Annotated in this window: 16 protein-coding genes; 12 read left to right on the top strand and 4 right to left on the bottom strand. The window is 71.7% G+C overall.

The window, feature by feature from the left end; genetic code table 11:
* Window positions 1–22: 22 nt before the first annotated feature.
* The 4 genes from hfq to OF850_RS07045 all read left to right on the top strand — a co-directional run bounded on the left by hfq (window position 23) and on the right by OF850_RS07045 (window position 4,227).
* The gene (hfq, locus tag OF850_RS07060) at window positions 23–376 is read left to right on the top strand and encodes an RNA chaperone Hfq (protein WP_301589268.1); all 354 of its coding nucleotides are present in this window, start codon (window positions 23–25) and stop codon (window positions 374–376) included.
* 73 nt (window positions 377–449) lie between these two features.
* The gene (gene hflX / locus OF850_RS07055; RefSeq protein ID WP_408906463.1) at window positions 450–1,697 is read left to right on the top strand and encodes a GTPase HflX; all 1,248 of its coding nucleotides are present in this window, start codon (window positions 450–452) and stop codon (window positions 1,695–1,697) included.
* On the top strand, window positions 1,697–2,521 hold the full coding sequence (locus tag OF850_RS07050; RefSeq protein ID WP_301589266.1) for an inositol monophosphatase family protein: 825 nt from the start codon (window positions 1,697–1,699) through the stop codon (window positions 2,519–2,521). Before hflX ends, OF850_RS07050 begins: the two co-directional genes overlap by 1 nt.
* Window positions 2,518–4,227, top strand: coding sequence for a solute carrier family 23 protein (locus tag OF850_RS07045; RefSeq protein ID WP_301589265.1), 1,710 nt, complete (start codon window positions 2,518–2,520; stop codon window positions 4,225–4,227). Before OF850_RS07050 ends, OF850_RS07045 begins: the two co-directional genes overlap by 4 nt.
* 4 nt (window positions 4,228–4,231) lie before the next feature.
* Here OF850_RS07045 and OF850_RS07040 read toward each other — a convergent pair whose 3' ends face one another.
* Genes OF850_RS07040 through OF850_RS07030 form a run of 3 tightly spaced genes read right to left on the bottom strand, consistent with a single transcriptional unit; the run spans window position 4,232 to window position 6,756 of the window.
* Window positions 4,232–4,933 (bottom strand): haloacid dehalogenase type II, encoded by a 702-nt coding sequence (locus OF850_RS07040; protein ID WP_301589264.1) that lies wholly within the window; start codon window positions 4,931–4,933, stop codon window positions 4,232–4,234.
* Between the two features lie 8 nt (window positions 4,934–4,941).
* Window positions 4,942–5,799: an isocitrate lyase/PEP mutase family protein gene (locus OF850_RS07035; protein ID WP_301589263.1), complete on the bottom strand. Its 858-nt coding sequence runs from the start codon at window positions 5,797–5,799 to the stop codon at window positions 4,942–4,944.
* Between the two features lie 9 nt (window positions 5,800–5,808).
* Window positions 5,809–6,756: a Bug family tripartite tricarboxylate transporter substrate binding protein gene (locus tag OF850_RS07030; RefSeq protein WP_301589262.1), complete on the bottom strand. Its 948-nt coding sequence runs from the start codon at window positions 6,754–6,756 to the stop codon at window positions 5,809–5,811.
* Between OF850_RS07030 and OF850_RS07025 the strand changes: the two genes are divergently transcribed.
* Genes OF850_RS07025 through OF850_RS07005 form a run of 5 tightly spaced genes read left to right on the top strand, consistent with a single transcriptional unit; the run spans window position 6,747 to window position 11,394 of the window.
* On the top strand, window positions 6,747–8,012 hold the full coding sequence (locus tag OF850_RS07025) for a nucleotide sugar dehydrogenase (protein ID WP_301589261.1): 1,266 nt from the start codon (window positions 6,747–6,749) through the stop codon (window positions 8,010–8,012). The two genes, OF850_RS07030 and OF850_RS07025, sit on opposite strands and share 10 nt — an antisense overlap.
* Window positions 8,012–8,401: a nuclear transport factor 2 family protein gene (locus OF850_RS07020; RefSeq protein ID WP_301589260.1), complete on the top strand. Its 390-nt coding sequence runs from the start codon at window positions 8,012–8,014 to the stop codon at window positions 8,399–8,401. The genes OF850_RS07025 and OF850_RS07020 overlap by 1 nt, the downstream gene beginning before the upstream one ends.
* Entirely contained in the window at window positions 8,398–9,645 is a 1,248-nt protein-coding gene (locus OF850_RS07015; protein ID WP_301589259.1) for an NAD(P)/FAD-dependent oxidoreductase, read from the top strand. The genes OF850_RS07020 and OF850_RS07015 overlap by 4 nt, the downstream gene beginning before the upstream one ends.
* Window positions 9,642–11,000 (top strand): MATE family efflux transporter, encoded by a 1,359-nt coding sequence (locus OF850_RS07010; protein ID WP_301589258.1) that lies wholly within the window; start codon window positions 9,642–9,644, stop codon window positions 10,998–11,000. The genes OF850_RS07015 and OF850_RS07010 overlap by 4 nt, the downstream gene beginning before the upstream one ends.
* A gap of 16 nt (window positions 11,001–11,016) precedes the next feature.
* Window positions 11,017–11,394 carry an MmcQ/YjbR family DNA-binding protein gene (locus OF850_RS07005; RefSeq protein ID WP_301589257.1) on the top strand — a complete coding sequence of 126 codons (378 nt, stop codon included), beginning with the start codon at window positions 11,017–11,019 and terminating at the stop codon, window positions 11,392–11,394.
* Here OF850_RS07005 and OF850_RS07000 read toward each other — a convergent pair.
* Window positions 11,339–11,764: a hypothetical protein gene (locus tag OF850_RS07000; RefSeq protein WP_301589256.1), complete on the bottom strand. Its 426-nt coding sequence runs from the start codon at window positions 11,762–11,764 to the stop codon at window positions 11,339–11,341. The genes OF850_RS07005 and OF850_RS07000 overlap by 56 nt on opposite strands.
* Window positions 11,765–11,873: 109 nt before the next feature.
* Between OF850_RS07000 and OF850_RS06995 the strand changes: the two genes are divergently transcribed.
* The 3 genes from OF850_RS06995 to OF850_RS06985 all read left to right on the top strand — a co-directional run bounded on the left by OF850_RS06995 (window position 11,874) and on the right by OF850_RS06985 (window position 14,716).
* Window positions 11,874–12,539: a histidine phosphatase family protein gene (locus tag OF850_RS06995; protein ID WP_301589255.1), complete on the top strand. Its 666-nt coding sequence runs from the start codon at window positions 11,874–11,876 to the stop codon at window positions 12,537–12,539.
* Between the two features lie 192 nt (window positions 12,540–12,731).
* Complete coding sequence (locus OF850_RS06990; protein WP_301589254.1) at window positions 12,732–13,184, top strand: tripartite tricarboxylate transporter TctB family protein; 453 nt, start codon at window positions 12,732–12,734, stop codon at window positions 13,182–13,184.
* Window positions 13,184–14,716, top strand: coding sequence for a tripartite tricarboxylate transporter permease (locus tag OF850_RS06985; RefSeq protein ID WP_301589253.1), 1,533 nt, complete (start codon window positions 13,184–13,186; stop codon window positions 14,714–14,716). The genes OF850_RS06990 and OF850_RS06985 overlap by 1 nt, the downstream gene beginning before the upstream one ends.
* Window positions 14,717–14,808: the final 92 nt, after the last annotated feature.

Genomic DNA, 14,808 nt, shown 5'->3' with positions numbered 1-14,808 from the left:
AGAGAAGAGGAAGGAGGGCGCGGTGCCCGAGAAGTCCCAGAACGTGCAGGACGTGTTCCTGAACCATGTCCGCAAGAGCAAGACGCCGGTGACCGTCTTCCTCGTGAACGGGGTGAAGCTCCAGGGCATCATCACCTGGTTCGACAATTTCTCCGTCCTGCTGCGCCGGGATGGGCACACGCAACTTGTCTACAAGCACGCCATTTCCACCGTCATGCCCGGTGCGCCGATCATGCTGTTCGACCCGCAAGCCGCCGGCCAGGCGGCGGGGCCGCAGGCCGGGACCGGGCAGACCCTCCCCTCGGGAGAGACGCGGCCGGTGCGCGAGACCACGCTTACCATGAACAGGGAGCCGTCCTCTGGCCGGGACGACTGAAGCCCCGCCCGCGGGCAGCCAACCGACGCGCTGCGCCGTCATCCTGCCCTATGAGCGCACGGCGCGGGGCAACGTGCTCGAATTCGCGCCCGCCAGCGCCATGCCCCGCGCCGCCGAGGCGCGGCTGGCCGAGGCGGTCAGCCTCGCCGCCTCCATCGGCGTCGCCATCGTCCATGAAGCCATCCACCCGCTGCGCGCGCGCCGCCCCTCCACCCTGCTCGGCGAGGGACAGGTGGAGATGGTCAAGGCCGCGCTGCAGGAACAAAGGGCCGAGCTCGTGGTGGTGGACGCGGCGCTCTCGCCGGTCCAGCAGCGCAACCTGGAGCGGGACTGGGGGGTGAAGGTCATCGACCGCACCGGCCTCATCCTCGAGATCTTCGGCGAGCGGGCACGGACCCGCGAGGGCACGCTGCAGGTCGAACTGGCGCATCTCGACTACCAGCGCACGCGCCTCGTCCGGTCCTGGACCCATCTGGAGCGGCAGCGCGGCGGATTTGGCTTCCTGGGCGGCCCCGGCGAATCCCAGATCGAGATCGACCGCCGCCTGATCGGCGAGCGCATCGTCAAGCTGAAGCGCGAGCTGGAGCAGGTGCGGCGCACGCGCGGCCTGCATCGCCGTGCGCGGGAGCGTGTGCCCTATCCGGTGATCGCCCTGGTCGGCTACACCAATGCCGGCAAGTCCACGCTGTTCAATGCCCTGACCGGCGCCGGCGTCTATGCGCAGGACCAGCTCTTCGCCACGCTGGACCCGACGATGCGCGAGATTTCGCTGCCCTCCGGCCGGCACGCCATCCTGTCCGACACGGTGGGCTTCATCTCCGAGCTGCCGACCCAGCTGATCGAGGCGTTCCGCGCCACGCTGGAGGAGGTGTCCTCCGCCGACATCATCCTGCATGTGCGCGACGTGGCACATCCGGACAGCGCGGCGCAGCGCCAGGACGTGGTGACGGTGCTGGACGGCCTCGCCGAGGGGCCCAACGCCACGCTGGACCCTGGCTGGCGCAGCCGGACGATCGAGGTGCTGAACAAGGCCGACCTGCTGGGCGGCCCGGAAGCGATCGAGGCGCGGGCCGAGGGGGCCATGGCCATCTCCGCCCTCACCGGCGAGGGGCTGGAGGAACTCCGCGCCCTGCTGGACGAGCGGCTGGCCGCGGGCATGGAGGAGCGGGAGTACCGCCTGGGGACGGAGGACGGCTCGCGCCTCGCCTGGCTGTACCGCCATGGCGAGGTGACGTCGCGCGCCGACAGGGATGACGGGGTGACGGTGCGTGTCCGTCTCTCCCCGGCCGACCACGCGCGCTTCGCCCAGCTTCCCCGGTGATGTTCAGCGCAAAGCAGGCGAGCGAGATCGCGGCCCTGCTGGCCGGCGCCGCGCGGTCGGAGATCATGCCGCGCTTCCGGCGCCTCGCTGCCGGGCAGGTGCGGGCCAAGGCCTCGGCCTTCGACCTCGTGACCGAGGCGGACGAGGCGGCGGAGCGGCGCATCGCGGAGGAACTCGCCGCGCGCTGGCCCGAAGCGGCGATCCTGGGCGAGGAAGCCGCCGCCGCCGATCCCGCCGTGCTGCGCCTGCTGGAGCGCGAGGGGCTGTGCTTCGTGCTGGACCCGGTGGACGGCACCGCCAATTTCGCCGCCGGCGTGCCGCTTTTCGGCGTGATGCTCGCCGCCGTGCTGGATGGCGAGACGGTGGGCGCCTGGATCCACGACCCGCTGGGCCAGGACACCGCCATCGCCCTGCGCGGCGAGGGCGCCTGGGTGGAGGACCCTTCGGGCCACCGCACCGATTGCCGCGTTGCACCCGCCGCGCCCGTCGCTTCCATGATCGGCGCCGTGTCCTGGGGGTTCATGGAGCCCGCGCGCAAGGAGCGCGTGCTTCCGCGCCTGTCCCGCCTCGGCGGCACGGTGAATTATCGCTGCGCCGCGCATGAATACCGGCTGGCGGCAACGGGTGGCGCGCATCTCCTGGTCTACAATCGGCTGATGCCCTGGGACCACGCGCCGGGCGCGCTGCTGCATGCCGAGGCGGGAGGCTTCGCGGCGCAATTCGACGGCACGCCCTACACGCCGCGCCGCCACACGGGCGGGCTGATCTGCGCCCCGGACCGCGCGTCCTGGGATGCAGCGCGCGAGGCCCTGGCGCTGGCGTGAGCTTCGAGCGGGCCAGGGACAAGCGCCGGACCCGGCCGGAGGGCGTGGTCTTCGCGCTGGACGAGGCGGCGCCTGCGGGCGCCTCGCTCGGCCTGGCCACGCAGCACATCGCGGTGCAGGCGATCTACCTGGTCCTGCCGGTGGTCGCGGCCTCGGCCTTCGGGCTGGACGCACGCGGCGCGGCGAATTTTATCAGCCTCGCCCTGCTTGGCTGCGTCATCCTGCAGGTCTTGCAGGCGCTGACGCGCGGGCCTCTCGGCGCGGGCTACCAGATGCCCTCCATCCCGACGCCGGTGATGCTGGGGGCGGTACTGCTCGCCGCCGGAGCCGGGCTCGGCCCCGCGCAGGCGGGAGCGCTGCTACTGGTCGCGGGCGGCTTCGCCATCGCGGCGACCTTCCTGATCCCGCGCCCGCAGGCCTTGGTCCCGACCGAGATCGCGGGGGTGGTGGTCTTCCTGCTCGGCGCGTCGCTGCTGCCGGTGATGCTGGACGTGCTGAAGGTGGTCGGCCGCCCCTTCGAGACGGAGATCCCCTGGGACATCCTGATCACCTTCCTGTCCTTCGCGGTGATGGGGGCGGTGGCATTGCGCGGCCGGGCCCTGGCGCCCTACGGGATGCTGATCGGCGCGGCGGTCGGCATCGGCATGTCGGCGCTCGGCGGGCAACTGGAGCCGGACGGCACCTCCACGCTCTCCGTCAATCCGTGGTTCGCCTGGCCGGAGCCGGTCGCACCCCGCTTCGACGGGTTGTCGCTCGGCCTCGTCCTCGCCTTCGTCTTCGCGGTGTTTCCGGCGAAGGCGACGATCCTCGGCAATCTGGTCGCCTTCCAGCGCGCCTCCGACGGAGCCTGGGAAAGGCCGGATGGCCCACCGCTGCGGCGCGGCCTCCTGGCGCATGGCGTCGCCCTGGCGGCCTCGGGGGCGATGGGGGCCATGGCACCCGGCCCGTCCTCGGCCTGCGTCGGATTGTCCATCGCCAACCGCACCCTGTCCCTGCGGATCGTCTGGGTGGGGGCGGCGCTGCTTCTGCTGCTCGCCTTGTCGCCCAAGCTGGTGGCGCTGTTCATCCTGATCCCGCCGCCGGTGAAGGCGGCCATGCTGCTCTACGTCGCCTGCTTCATGATCGCGACGGGTTGCCAGCTCATCACCGTGCGGATGCTCGATATCCGCCGCTCCCTGGTGGTGGGTCTGGGGCTGGTGATGGGGTTTGCCGTGCTGATTGCGCCCGCAACCTTCCGGGAATACCTGCCGGCCCTCGCCTCGGCGCTGACGCTCGGGGCGCTGGCGGCCTTCGTGCTGCACTTGGCCACCCTGCCGCTCGTGGCGCGGGAGGCGCGCTTCACCCTGAAGCTGGGGGAGGGGCTGCATCGCGAGGCGGAGGACCGCGCGACGGCGCTGGGCGGCGCATGGGGCGCGCGACGCGACACCATGGTCCGCGTGCAGGATTTCCTGGTCGAGCTGGGCGAGTTGCTGGCCTCGCGCGGGGTGGCGGAGGCGCAGGTGACGGCGCGGGGCATGGAGGGCAGCGTGACCGTCACGGTGTCGCACTCCGGCGCGCCCCTGCCCAAGCCGGCGGCGCGCCCCGACATCGCCGACCTTGAAGGCAGCGAGGAAGCCCAGGCCGCCTTCGCACTCTGGCTGGCGACGCGGCAGGCCGCCCGGATCGGGCAGTCCCCGGGCGAGATCCGCGTCGCCTTCCCCGATTGAGGGGTCAGGCCTCCAGCTTCGCCGCGAGTTCCACGAAATCCTTCGCCACCACGTCCCAATCCTCCTCGGGCGCGAGGTCGATGGCTTGGTCCTCGCCATGCTCGGTCGGGCGGGCAACGAAGGCGGTCTTCAACCCGGCCTTCCGCGCCGCGCGCAGGTCGCCGTTATGGGCGGCGACGAGGCACACCTCGTCGGGTCGCATCGCCAGCAGGCCGGCGGTGCGGAGATAGGCTTCGGGCTGCGGCTTGTACGCCTGCACCGGCTCCGCACCGAGCACGGCGTCCCAGGGGATGCGCGCGCGCTTCGCCATGTTGGCCAGCAGCGCGATGTTGCCGTTGGAAAGCGGCGCCAGGAAGAAGCGGCGCCTCAGCCGGTGCAGCCCCAGCAGCACGTCCGGCCAGGGGTCCAGCCGGTGCCAGGCGAGGTTCAGCGCGTCCAGGTCCTGCGGGTCGGCGCCGGTGATGCCGTGATCCGCCAGCATCGTTTCCAGATTCTCCCGGTGGAGCACGTCCAGCCGCGTCCAGGGACGGCGGCCGGAGCGGCACTCCTCCATGGCGGGCTGGTAGCGGCGGCGCCAGGCATCGGCCAGGGCGAAGGGATCGAGGTCCGTGCGGCCGATCGCGGAAAGGTAGCCCGCCAGCTCGCGCGCGACGCCGGAGCGCCAATCCACCACCGTCCCGAAGACGTCGAAGACGAGGGCTTTCATGGGGGCCTTCATGGCTCGCGCGCCCACTTCTTCTCGAACTCCCAGACTTCGGGGAAGCCCATCAGCTCGCAGATGCGGCCGAAGCCGTAGGATTCCGCCGGCGGTTCGCCCGTGTCGCGCAACGTGGCGTAGGCGGATTCCAGCGCCTTGGCGGCGGCGAGGAAGCCGACGGCGGGGTAGATGGCGATGGCGTAGCCGAGCGCCTTCAGCCGCTCCACGGGCAGGACGGGGGTGCGCCCGCCCTCCACCATGTTCGCCAGCAAGGGCTTGTCGATCGAGCGGCAGATCTCGGCCATTTCCTCCTCGCTTTCCGGGCTTTCGACGAAGACGATGTCTGCCCCAGCCTCGCCATACATGTGGCCGCGGCGGATCGCTTCCTCCAGCCCCAAGGAGGTGCGGGCATCGGTGCGCGCGACGATGAGGAAGTTGGGGTCGCGCCGCGCCTCAGCAGCGACCTTGATCTTCAAGACCATGTCCTCGGCCGGGATGACGCGGCGGCCGGGGGTGTGGCCGCATTTCTTCGGCACCTCCTGGTCCTCCATCTGGATGCCGGTGATGCCCGCCGCCTCGTAGCCCAGGACGGTGTGGCGCACGTTGAGCAACCCGCCATAGCCCGTGTCGGCATCGGCGATCACAGGCGTCCGCGCCGTGCGGGCGAATGCGCCGGCGCGGCCCACCATGTCGGAATAGGTCGCGATGCCCGCATCGGCGACGCCGAGATGCGAGGCGACGGTGCCGAAGCCGGTGACGTAGAGGCAGGGGAATCCCATGCCGTCCGCGACCTTGGTCGAGATCATGTCGAAGATGCCCGGCGCGACGATGAACTTCTTCGCGTCGAAGGCGGCCTTGAGCGAGGGGTGGGCCATGCGGGGTCCTTACTGCGGTTGGATGTGGCCGGCGGCGCGGGCGGCGGTCCAGATGCGGTCCTCGCGGCGCAGCGCCTCGGCCGCCACGGCGGGCGGGCGCAGGTCGGCCTCGATGCTCAGCGTGGCGAGGCGCTGGCGGAAGGCTCCGTCGGCATAGGCCGCCTCGACCGCGGAGAAGAGGCGGGCGGCCACGGCGTCGGGCAGCCGTGCGGGGCCGAGCAGCGCGACCCAGCCCGACAGGTCGAAATCCGCGACGCCCTGTTCCTGCGCCGTGGGCACGTCGGGGAAGAAGGGAGTGCGGGTGGCGGTGGACACCGCGATCACCTTGGCGCGCCCCGTCGCCATGTGCGGCGTGGCGCTGGCCGTGGTGGTCCAGCCCAGCGGCAGGTGGCCCGCGACGATGTCCGTCATCAGCTGCGAGCCCGCGCGATAAGCCACGTCCGGCGTCTCGATGCCGAGGCGCCGCGCCAACTCCTGCCCGATGAAGGAGGACAGCGCCTCGGTGCTGCCGGTGGACAGGCTGCGCGGGTTGGCCTCGGCATGCGCGCGCAGCCCGGGAATGTCGTTGAAGGGCAGGGCGGACATGGCGGCCAGCACGAAGGTGGAGCGCGACAGCATCGCCACCGGCGCGAAGTCGCGCAGCGGGTCGAAGGGCATCTGCGCCATGACGTGCTTGTTCATCACATGCGTCGAGACGACGGCGCAGAGCGTGTGCCCGTCCGGCTCCGCCCGTGCCACCGCCTCCGAGCCGATGACGCCCGCCGCGCCGGCGCGGTTCTCCACCACGATGGGGCCAGGAAGCGAGGGACGCATCGCCTCCGCCAGGGCGCGGGCCAGGATGTCGGTGCCGCCCCCCGCCGCGTAGGGGACGATGATGCGGGTGGGGCGCGAGGATTGCGCCCGCGCCAGGGCAGGCAGCATCAGCGGGGCGGCCAGCAGCGCGCGGCGTGACGTCATGGGCATGTCTCCTCGGCGCGCAGCTTCGCCCCGGCGGGCGCTTCGCGGAAGCCCCTGGCGGTGCCAAGCTGGCGGGGATGCGCGTTTCCGTCCTGGTCCTCGGATATGTCGGACTACCCACCGCCGCCCTGCTGGCGGCGACGGGGCACCAGGTGGGCGGCGTCGAGCCGGACGCGGCGCGGCGCGAGGCCATCGCCGAAGGGCGCTTCTTCGCCGAGGAGGAGGCATTGCGCCCACTGCTGCGCGATGCGCTGCGCGACGGCACGCTGACGCTGCACGCGGCGCCGGTCGCAGCCGGAATCTTCGTCCTCGCGGTGCCGACGCCGCTCGGCCCCGGCAGGCGCGCAGTGCTCGACCATGTCTGGGCGGCGGCGGATTCGATCGCGCCCCTGCTGGGCGAGGAGGCGCTGGTGCTGCTGGAAAGCACCTCGCCGGTCGGCACCACGCTGGCCCTGGAGCAGCGGCTGCGCGCGGCGCGGCCCGACCTCCGCGCGCTGCACGTCGCCTATGGGCCGGAGCGCGTCCTGCTGACGGAGCTTCGCCGCAATCCACGCCTCGCGGGCGGAACGAATGCGGAGGCGACGCAACGCGCCGTCGCCTTCTACCGCGGCTTCGTTGAGGGCGAGGTGACGGGCACCGACGCCGCCTCCGCCGAGATGGCGAAGCTGGTGGAGAACAGCTTCCGGGACGTGAACATCGCCTTCGCCAACGAGGTCGCCGCCATCGCGCGCCATCACGGGCTGGACCCCTTCGCGGTGATCGAGCTCGCGAACCGCCATCCGCGCGTCAACGTGCTGCGGCCCGGCCCCGGCGTGGGCGGGCATTGCATCGCGGTGGACCCGTGGTTCCTTGCCGAGGGCGCGCCGGACCAGGCGCGGCTGATCCCGGCGGTGCGGGCGGTGGACGCTTCGGTGCGCGAGGAATGGCTGGAGCGCGCCTCGGCGCTGTGCGCGGCGGGGCAGGAGGTGATCTGCCTCGGCCTCGCCTACAAGGCGGATGTGGCCGATCTCCGGGAAAGCCCGGCCCTCGCCATCGCGGAGGCGCTGACCCGCCGCCACCCATGCCGGGTGCGCGTGGTGGAGCCGCATCTGAAACATTTGCCTGCCGGGCTGCGTCCAGCCACGCTCGAGGAGGCGCTGGCAGGAGATGCGGCGCTGCTGCTGCTGGTGGACCACGCTGCCTTCCGCGCCGTGCCGCCCGCGCGGCTTGAAGGACGCGTCGTGCTCGACACGCGCGGAATCTGGAGGAACGGGTGATGGATGGAACCGTGATGCCGGGCGCCCTGGCCGAGATCGAGAAGGTCGTGCGCCTCTACCTGGATGGGCTCTACGAGGGCGACGGCACGAAGATCGCCGCCGCCTTCCACCCCTGCGCCCACCTGTATTCCGTGGATGAGGGCGGCAGCCTCACCGACCTGCCCCGCGCCGAATGGCTGGAGCGCATGGCCTCCCGCCCCAAGCCCGCCGAGCAGGGGCTGCAGCGCGAGGATCGCATCCTCGCCATGGACATGGCGGGCGAGGAAGCGGCCTGCGTGAAGGTGAATTGCTGCATCCCGCCGCGATTCTTCACCGACTACCTCCTCCTGCTGAAGACCGGCGAGGGATGGCGCATCGTCGCGAAGTCCTTCCGCACCGAAACGCGGTGAGTCGGCCGCGCATCCTGGTGGTGGGGGCCGGCATCGTCGGCCTCTGCGCCGCCTGGCACCTACAGCGCGCCGGGGCGCAGGTGACAGTGGTGGACCGCGCCGGGCCGGGGGAGGGCACTTCCTCCGGCAATGCGGGCGCCATCTCGCAGGGCTCGGTCGCGCCGCTGGCCATGCCGGGCGTGCTGAAATCCGTGCCTGGGATGCTGCTGGATCCGAAGGGGGCGCTGCACATCCCGCCTCGCGCCTGGCCGGCGGCTCTGCCCTGGCTGTGGCGCTTCGTGCTGGCCGCGCGGCCCGAGCGCGTGCAGGACATCGCCGAGGGCATGTCCCAGCTCCTTGCCGGCGCTGAAACGCGACACCGCGAGATCCTGCGCGAGGAAGGTGCGGAGGAACTGCTGCGCGACGAGGGACAGCTCTACCTCTACCGGGACGCGGCGCACCTCGCGAAGGACGAGTCCGCCTGGGCGCTGCGCCGCGAATACGGCCAGCGGACCGAGATCCTGGACCGCGCCGGGATCGAGGCGCTGGAGAACGGCATCAGCCCCGACTACACGGTCGGCGTCTTCCTGCCGGAGCAGGGCCACATCCTAAACCCGCTGCGCCATGCCCGCGTGGTTGCGCGTGGCGTGGAGCGGCTGGGCGGCGAGATCCGCCGCGCCGAGGTGACGGACCTCGTCACCGAGAACGGGCGCGTCACCGGCATTCGCGCCGGAGGCGAGACGCTGCTAGCGGAGCACGTGGTGCTGGCGGCGGGGACGTGGTCGCGCGACCTCCTGCGCCGCATCGGCCTCGACGTGCCGCTGATCGCCCAGCGCGGCTACCACGTGATGATTCCCGATCCCGGACTGATGCCGCGGCGGCCGCTGGTGCCCGCCGACCGCAAGGCCTTCGTGACGCCGATGGAGGAAGGGCTGCGCGTGGCCGGAACCGTCGAGTTCGGGGCGAACGACGCCCCGCCCAGCCCGAGGCGCGCCGCCCTGCTGCTGGACGACCTGCGCAAGCTGCTGCCCGGCGCCCGCGCCGAAGGCGCGAAGCCCTTCTGGATGGGGCATCGCCCCTGCCTGCCGGACACGCTGCCGGTGATGGGGCCGGTCGCGGCGCGGCCCGGGCTGTGGTGCTGCTTCGGCCATGGGCATCTGGGGCTCACCGCCTCCGCCCCCGCCGGGGCGATGCTCGCTCGCGCCATGCTGGGCCCGCCCGCCAACACCGACCTGTCCGCCTTCGCGCTGGAGCGCTTCGCGTGAGCGCGGCGGCGGGGCGCCCCCCGGCCCGGGAACTGGCGCGGCGCATCCTCGCGCTCGCCGCGCCCACCACCCTGCTTTCGGCCCTGCAGGTGGTGGCGCTGCTGATCGAGACTTGGTTGGCCGCGCGCCAGGGCCGCGCCGCGCTGGCGGGCTGGGCGGTGGTGCTGCCCTTCGCCCTGCTGCTGGGCCAGATGAGCGCGGGGGCCATGGGCGGCGGCGTGGTCAGCGCCATCGCCCGCGCCCTGGGCGGCGGCAAGCCGGAGGAGGCGTCGCGCCTCGCCCTCCATGCCATCCTGATCGCGCTGCTTTTCGCCGTGGGGTTCATCATCCCGCTCGCCGTGTTCGGGCGGCCGGTGCTGACGCTGATCGGTGGGCCGGAAGCGGCCGCGGCCGGCGTGCCCTATGCCGCTTGGCTGTTCGGCGCCGGGGCGGTGCCGGCCTGGCTCGCCAACACCCTCGCTTCCGTCCTGCGCGGCGGTGGGCGCCACGGGCTGGCGGCGCGGGTGCTGAACCTTTGCTGGCTGGCCTATCCGGCGGTGGGCTGGGTGCTGGCCGAGCCGCTGGGGATGGGGCTGTCCGGCCTCGGGCTTGGCTTTGCCCTGTGCTTCTGGGCGGGGGCGGCGGCGATGCTGGCGGTGGTGCTGAGCGGCGCGGCCGGGTTCCGGCCCGACCTGCGCGCCCGGCTGGAATGGGGGCTGTTCCGCCGCATCCTCGCGGTGGGGGCGGTTGCCTGCGCGCTGGCCGCCGTTTCCAACCTCGCCACCATCCTCGTCACCGCGCGCCTCGCCCAGCATGGGCCGGCGGTGGTGGCGGCCTATGGCGTCTCCGCGCGGCTGGAATTCATGATGGTCCCGCTGGCCTTCGGTGTCGGGTCGGCGCTGACCGCCCTGGTCGGGCGCGCCGTGGGGCAGGGGGATTGGGAGATGGCGCGCCGCACCGCCTGGGTGGGCGGGGCCATGGCCTTCGTCGTCTGCTCGGTGGTGGGGCTGGCCGTGGCGTTCTTTCCGCTGGGCTTCGCCCGCCTCTTCGCGTCGGACGAGGAGGTGGCGCAGATCGCCGCCACCGCGCTGGTGCTGATCGGCCCGGCCTTTGGCGGGTTCGGCCTAGGCATGGCGATGTATTTCGGCGCCATGGGGGCGGGGCGCATGGGCTGGCCGGTTGCGGCGGGCCTGTCGCGTCTTGGCATCGCGGTGGGGGGCGGCTGGCTCTTCGCCGACGTGCTGGGCTTCGGCATGGAGGGGCAGTTCTTCGCCGTCGCGCTGGGCATCACCGTTTACGGGCTGTTCACGGCCTCGGCGGTGCGGCCCGGCGTGTGGCGCCCGGCGCAGCCGCCGGTCGGCGCAGCGCCGGCCTGAGCGGATGGCGGTCTCGGTGACACGCGCACGGCAACTCGCCCTGGCCCTGCCGGGGGCCAGCGAGGCGCCGCACTGGCACCGCATCGCCTTCCGCACCCCGCGCAAGACCTTCGCCACGCTCGATGAGGCGGCACGCGACATCAACCTGATGTTCAGCCAGGACCTGCGCGATTTCTTCTGCGAGCGGGAGCCTCACGTCTTCGCACCGCTGGCGGGCGGGTGGGGACGCATGGGCATCACCCGCTGCAACCTGGATGCCGTCGAGGAGACGTCGCTGGTCGCCGCGCTGGAAGCGTCGCACGCGCTCGCTGTCCCCCTGCCCAGACGCCGGCCTGCGCCTAGAAAGGCGCCGAGAACACAAGACCCGACCGCCGAAGCGCGCAGGCGAGGCTGATGACGCCCGGCATGGCCTGATACGCGGCGAGCGGCGGCGCGACCCGGTGCAGCATGGCGAGCGCCAGCGATCGCCGCCCGGCCTGCGCCGCCGTCAGCGCCAGCAGGAAATCCGCTTCGCACCGTGAGACGCCCGGGCAGACGCGGCAGGCCGGGACCAGGCCGGGCAGGGCACGAAGGGCGGCGTTGAGGGGCAGGGCCGCGCCCTCGGCCCCGGCCGAAGCCAGGACCAACGCCGCCTGCGCGATCGGTCCACCCGGGCCGTCCTCCGCCCACGCACGCATGGCGTCCAGCGCCAGGGCCTCGGCCTCCGGCAGGTCGGCGACTTCGGCATCGAGCCAGGGCCAGGAAGGAAGGCCGCGAGTCGCCATGGGGGAGTCTCCTTGCTGCCGATCCGGGATAGTGCAATTGCGAGTTACTCGCAACATAGACGTTGCGGTTGACGACGCGTCGCCGCGCCCCCTGATGGAGAGGGGCCTGATGGTGGAGGAACGATTGCGGCTGTACCGACGCTCCGTCATGGCCTTCCTCACCCTGCCGGGCATCCCGCGCGCCTCGGCGCAGGATGGGCGCTTGGTCCCGCTGCGCTGGGACGCGCCGGAGGCCGCGCCGCTTCTCGCGCGCATCCGCGCGGGCGGGGTGACCCTGTTCTTCCGCCATGCTGACACGCAGGGCGAGCCTTGCGATCGTTCCTTCCGCGTGGGGGACCGCGCCGGGCAGCGCAACATCGCCCCGCGCGGCCGCGCCCAGTCGCGCGAGATCGGGCAGCGCCTCGCAGAACTGGGCGTGAGGGTGGAGGAACCGGTGCTCGCCGGGCCGGTCTTCCGGGCGCGCGACACGGCGGAGGAGATGGTAGGCGCGGCGCGGGTGCGCGTCACGGACTCGCTGCTGGCCGATGACTATGCGGCCGGACGCCTCGACTGGGTACTGGCGGAGCATCGCCGCCTGTTCTTCGCCCCGGTTCCGCCCGGCGCGGTGCGGGTCCTGGTGGGGCACCGGACCCCGGCCATCATGGTGCTGGGCGACGGCCGGGTGGGCGGACGCGCCTTTCCGGAAGGCGGTGCACTAGTGCTGGAGGCTCCGGGTCAACTCCATGGAATTATTGAATTCGCGCCAGTTGAAGGCGGCGGATGGCATGGATGCTGAAAATTAGCTGAACTCTGTATTGCAAACAGGATAACCTCGGTTCATATGACGCCCAAGTCATAAATCCCGGTGCCGGGAAGCGGGCGGACGCGCCCGTCAGGGAACGAGCCAGGTGGGTGATGCCCCCAGGCTTGGCTTCCGCCTTCGCCTCCGAGGCGGGGCACGGCGCCCCGCAAGGAGACGCCGCCACCCATGACGACTTCGCGCGACTACATGGACATGCTGGGGGGAGCGGTGCTGACCGTCTTCGGCCTGTGGTTCATGCTCCACGCCTTCGGGGAGTACAATATCGGCGAGCTGCGCCGCATGGGGCCCGGCTTCTTCCCGGCCGTGCTGGGCGGCCTGGTCGCGGGCTTCGGCGCGCTGATCTTCCTGCCCGCCCTGTTCCGCGCCGGGACGCGGGTGCAGTTCGACACGCGGCCCTTCCTCGCCATCGTGGCCGGCATCCTCGCCTTTGCCTTCGTGGTCGAGCCTTTCGGCCTGGTCGCCGCCACTGCCGTGCTGGTCGGCATCACGGCCATGGGGCGCGTCGCCATCCGCCCGGTCGAGATCGCCATCATGGCCGTCTGCCTCGCCGCCATCGCCGTGCTGGTCTTCTCCTGGGGCCTCGGCATCCCCCTGCATCCCTTCCGGTGGAATTTCTGATGGAACTCCTCGCCAACCTGGCGCTCGGCTTCGAGACCGCCTTCTCGCCGACGAACCTGCTCTACTGCTTCATCGGCGTGTTCCTCGGCACGTTTGTCGGCGTCCTGCCCGGCATCGGCTCCCTGGCCACCATCTCCATGCTGCTGCCGCTGACCTTCCACGTTCCGCCCACGACGGCGCTGGTGATGCTGGCGGGCATCTACTATGGCGCCTCCTATGGCGGTTCCACCGCGGCCATCCTGCTGAACTTGCCGGGCACCCCCTCAGCCGCCGTCGCCTGCCTCGACGGTTACCCGATGGCGAAGAAGGGCCGGGCGGGGGTGGCGCTGTTCATGACCACCATCGCCTCCTTTGTCGGCGGGTCGCTTGGCATCATCATCCTTACGCTCTTCTCGCCCAAGCTGGCGGAGGTCGGGCTGATGTTCGGCCCGGCGGACTACTTCGCCATGATGCTGCTCGGCCTCATCGCCGCGGCGACGCTCACGTCGGGCTCGCCGGTCAAGGGCATCGTCATGGTGCTGGTGGGGCTGTGCCTCGGCATGGTCGGCACGGACGTGCAGACCGGCCAGCAACGCTTCACCTTCGGCATCCCCGAATTGTCCGACGGGTTCAGCCTCGTCGCCCTCGCCATGGGCCTGTTCGGCGTGGCCGAGGTGATCGGCAGCATCAACCGCATCAAGGACAAGCGCTCGGCGGAGGATGCGCCCAAGATCACCTTCCGCTCCATGGTGCCCAGCGGCGAGGACTGGCGCCGTTCCGCCCTGCCCATGGCCCGCGGCACCGGCATCGGCGCCTTTTTCGGCGCGCTGCCGGGCACGGGCGGCACCATCGCCTCCTTCATGGCCTATGCGGTCGAGAAGAAGGTGGCGCGCGAGCCGTCGCGCTTCGGCAAGGGTGCGGTGGAAGGCGTGACGGCGCCGGAATCCGCCAACAACGCGGCGGCGCAGACCGCCTTCATCCCGACCCTCACCCTGGGCATCCCGGGTGACGCGGTGATGGCGCTGATGCTGGGCGCGATGATCATCGCCGGCGTGCAGCCTGGCCCGCGCCTCGTGGCCGAGCATCCGGAGATCTTCTGGGGCCTCGTCGCCTCGTTCTGGATCGGCAATGTGCTGCTGCTGGTGCTAAACATCCCGCTGATCGGCATCTGGGTGAAGATGCTGCAGATCCCGTATCGCATCCTCTACCCGGCGATCCTCTTGTTCATCTGCATCGGCGTGTTCAGCGTGAACAACAACGTGTTCGACATCTATCTGGTGCTGTTCTTCGGCATGCTGGGTTACCTGCTGATGCTGCTGAAGTTCGAGCCGGCGCCGCTGCTGCTCGGCTTCATCCTGGGTCCGTTGATGGAAGAACACCTGCGGCGCGCCATGCTGCTGTCGCGCGGCGACCCGACGGTATTCATGGAGCGGCCGATCAGCGCCTCCTTCCTCGCGGTGGCGGCGATCCTGCTGCTCTGGGTGGCCTTCGGGCTGGTGCGCGGCATGGTCCGCCGCGCCCCGGCGCCCTCCACGCCGGTCGCGGGCGCTTGACCACCGCGCGGCGCTTCTCCCTTCCGGGGAGGCGCCGCGCCTTTCTTCGCCTTTCTTGGAACGGGCCGGGCTGCGAAGCCCGGCCCGTCTTC

This window comes from Sabulicella glaciei, from assembly GCF_026183895.1.
GTDB lineage: Bacteria > Pseudomonadota > Alphaproteobacteria > Acetobacterales > Acetobacteraceae > Roseococcus > Roseococcus glaciei.
This window is presented reverse-complemented; position numbering and strand designations above follow the sequence as displayed.

What these genes read in the sequence shown, in the direction of transcription:
- OF850_RS07050 (WP_301589266.1), top strand. Translation starts at nt 1,697, where the DNA reads ATGTTCAGCGCAAAGCAGGCGAGCGAGATCGCGGCCCTGCTGGCCGGC.
- OF850_RS07040 (WP_301589264.1), bottom strand. Translation starts at nt 4,933, where the DNA reads ATGAAAGCCCTCGTCTTCGACGTCTTCGGGACGGTGGTGGATTGGCGC.
- OF850_RS07035 (WP_301589263.1), bottom strand. Translation starts at nt 5,799, where the DNA reads ATGGCCCACCCCTCGCTCAAGGCCGCCTTCGACGCGAAGAAGTTCATC.
- OF850_RS07030 (WP_301589262.1), bottom strand. Translation starts at nt 6,756, where the DNA reads ATGACGTCACGCCGCGCGCTGCTGGCCGCCCCGCTGATGCTGCCTGCC.
- OF850_RS07020 (WP_301589260.1), top strand. Translation starts at nt 8,012, where the DNA reads ATGGATGGAACCGTGATGCCGGGCGCCCTGGCCGAGATCGAGAAGGTC.
- OF850_RS07000 (WP_301589256.1), bottom strand. Translation starts at nt 11,764, where the DNA reads ATGGCGACTCGCGGCCTTCCTTCCTGGCCCTGGCTCGATGCCGAAGTC.
- OF850_RS06995 (WP_301589255.1), top strand. Translation starts at nt 11,874, where the DNA reads ATGGTGGAGGAACGATTGCGGCTGTACCGACGCTCCGTCATGGCCTTC.
- OF850_RS06990 (WP_301589254.1), top strand. Translation starts at nt 12,732, where the DNA reads ATGACGACTTCGCGCGACTACATGGACATGCTGGGGGGAGCGGTGCTG.
- OF850_RS06985 (WP_301589253.1), top strand. Translation starts at nt 13,184, where the DNA reads ATGGAACTCCTCGCCAACCTGGCGCTCGGCTTCGAGACCGCCTTCTCG.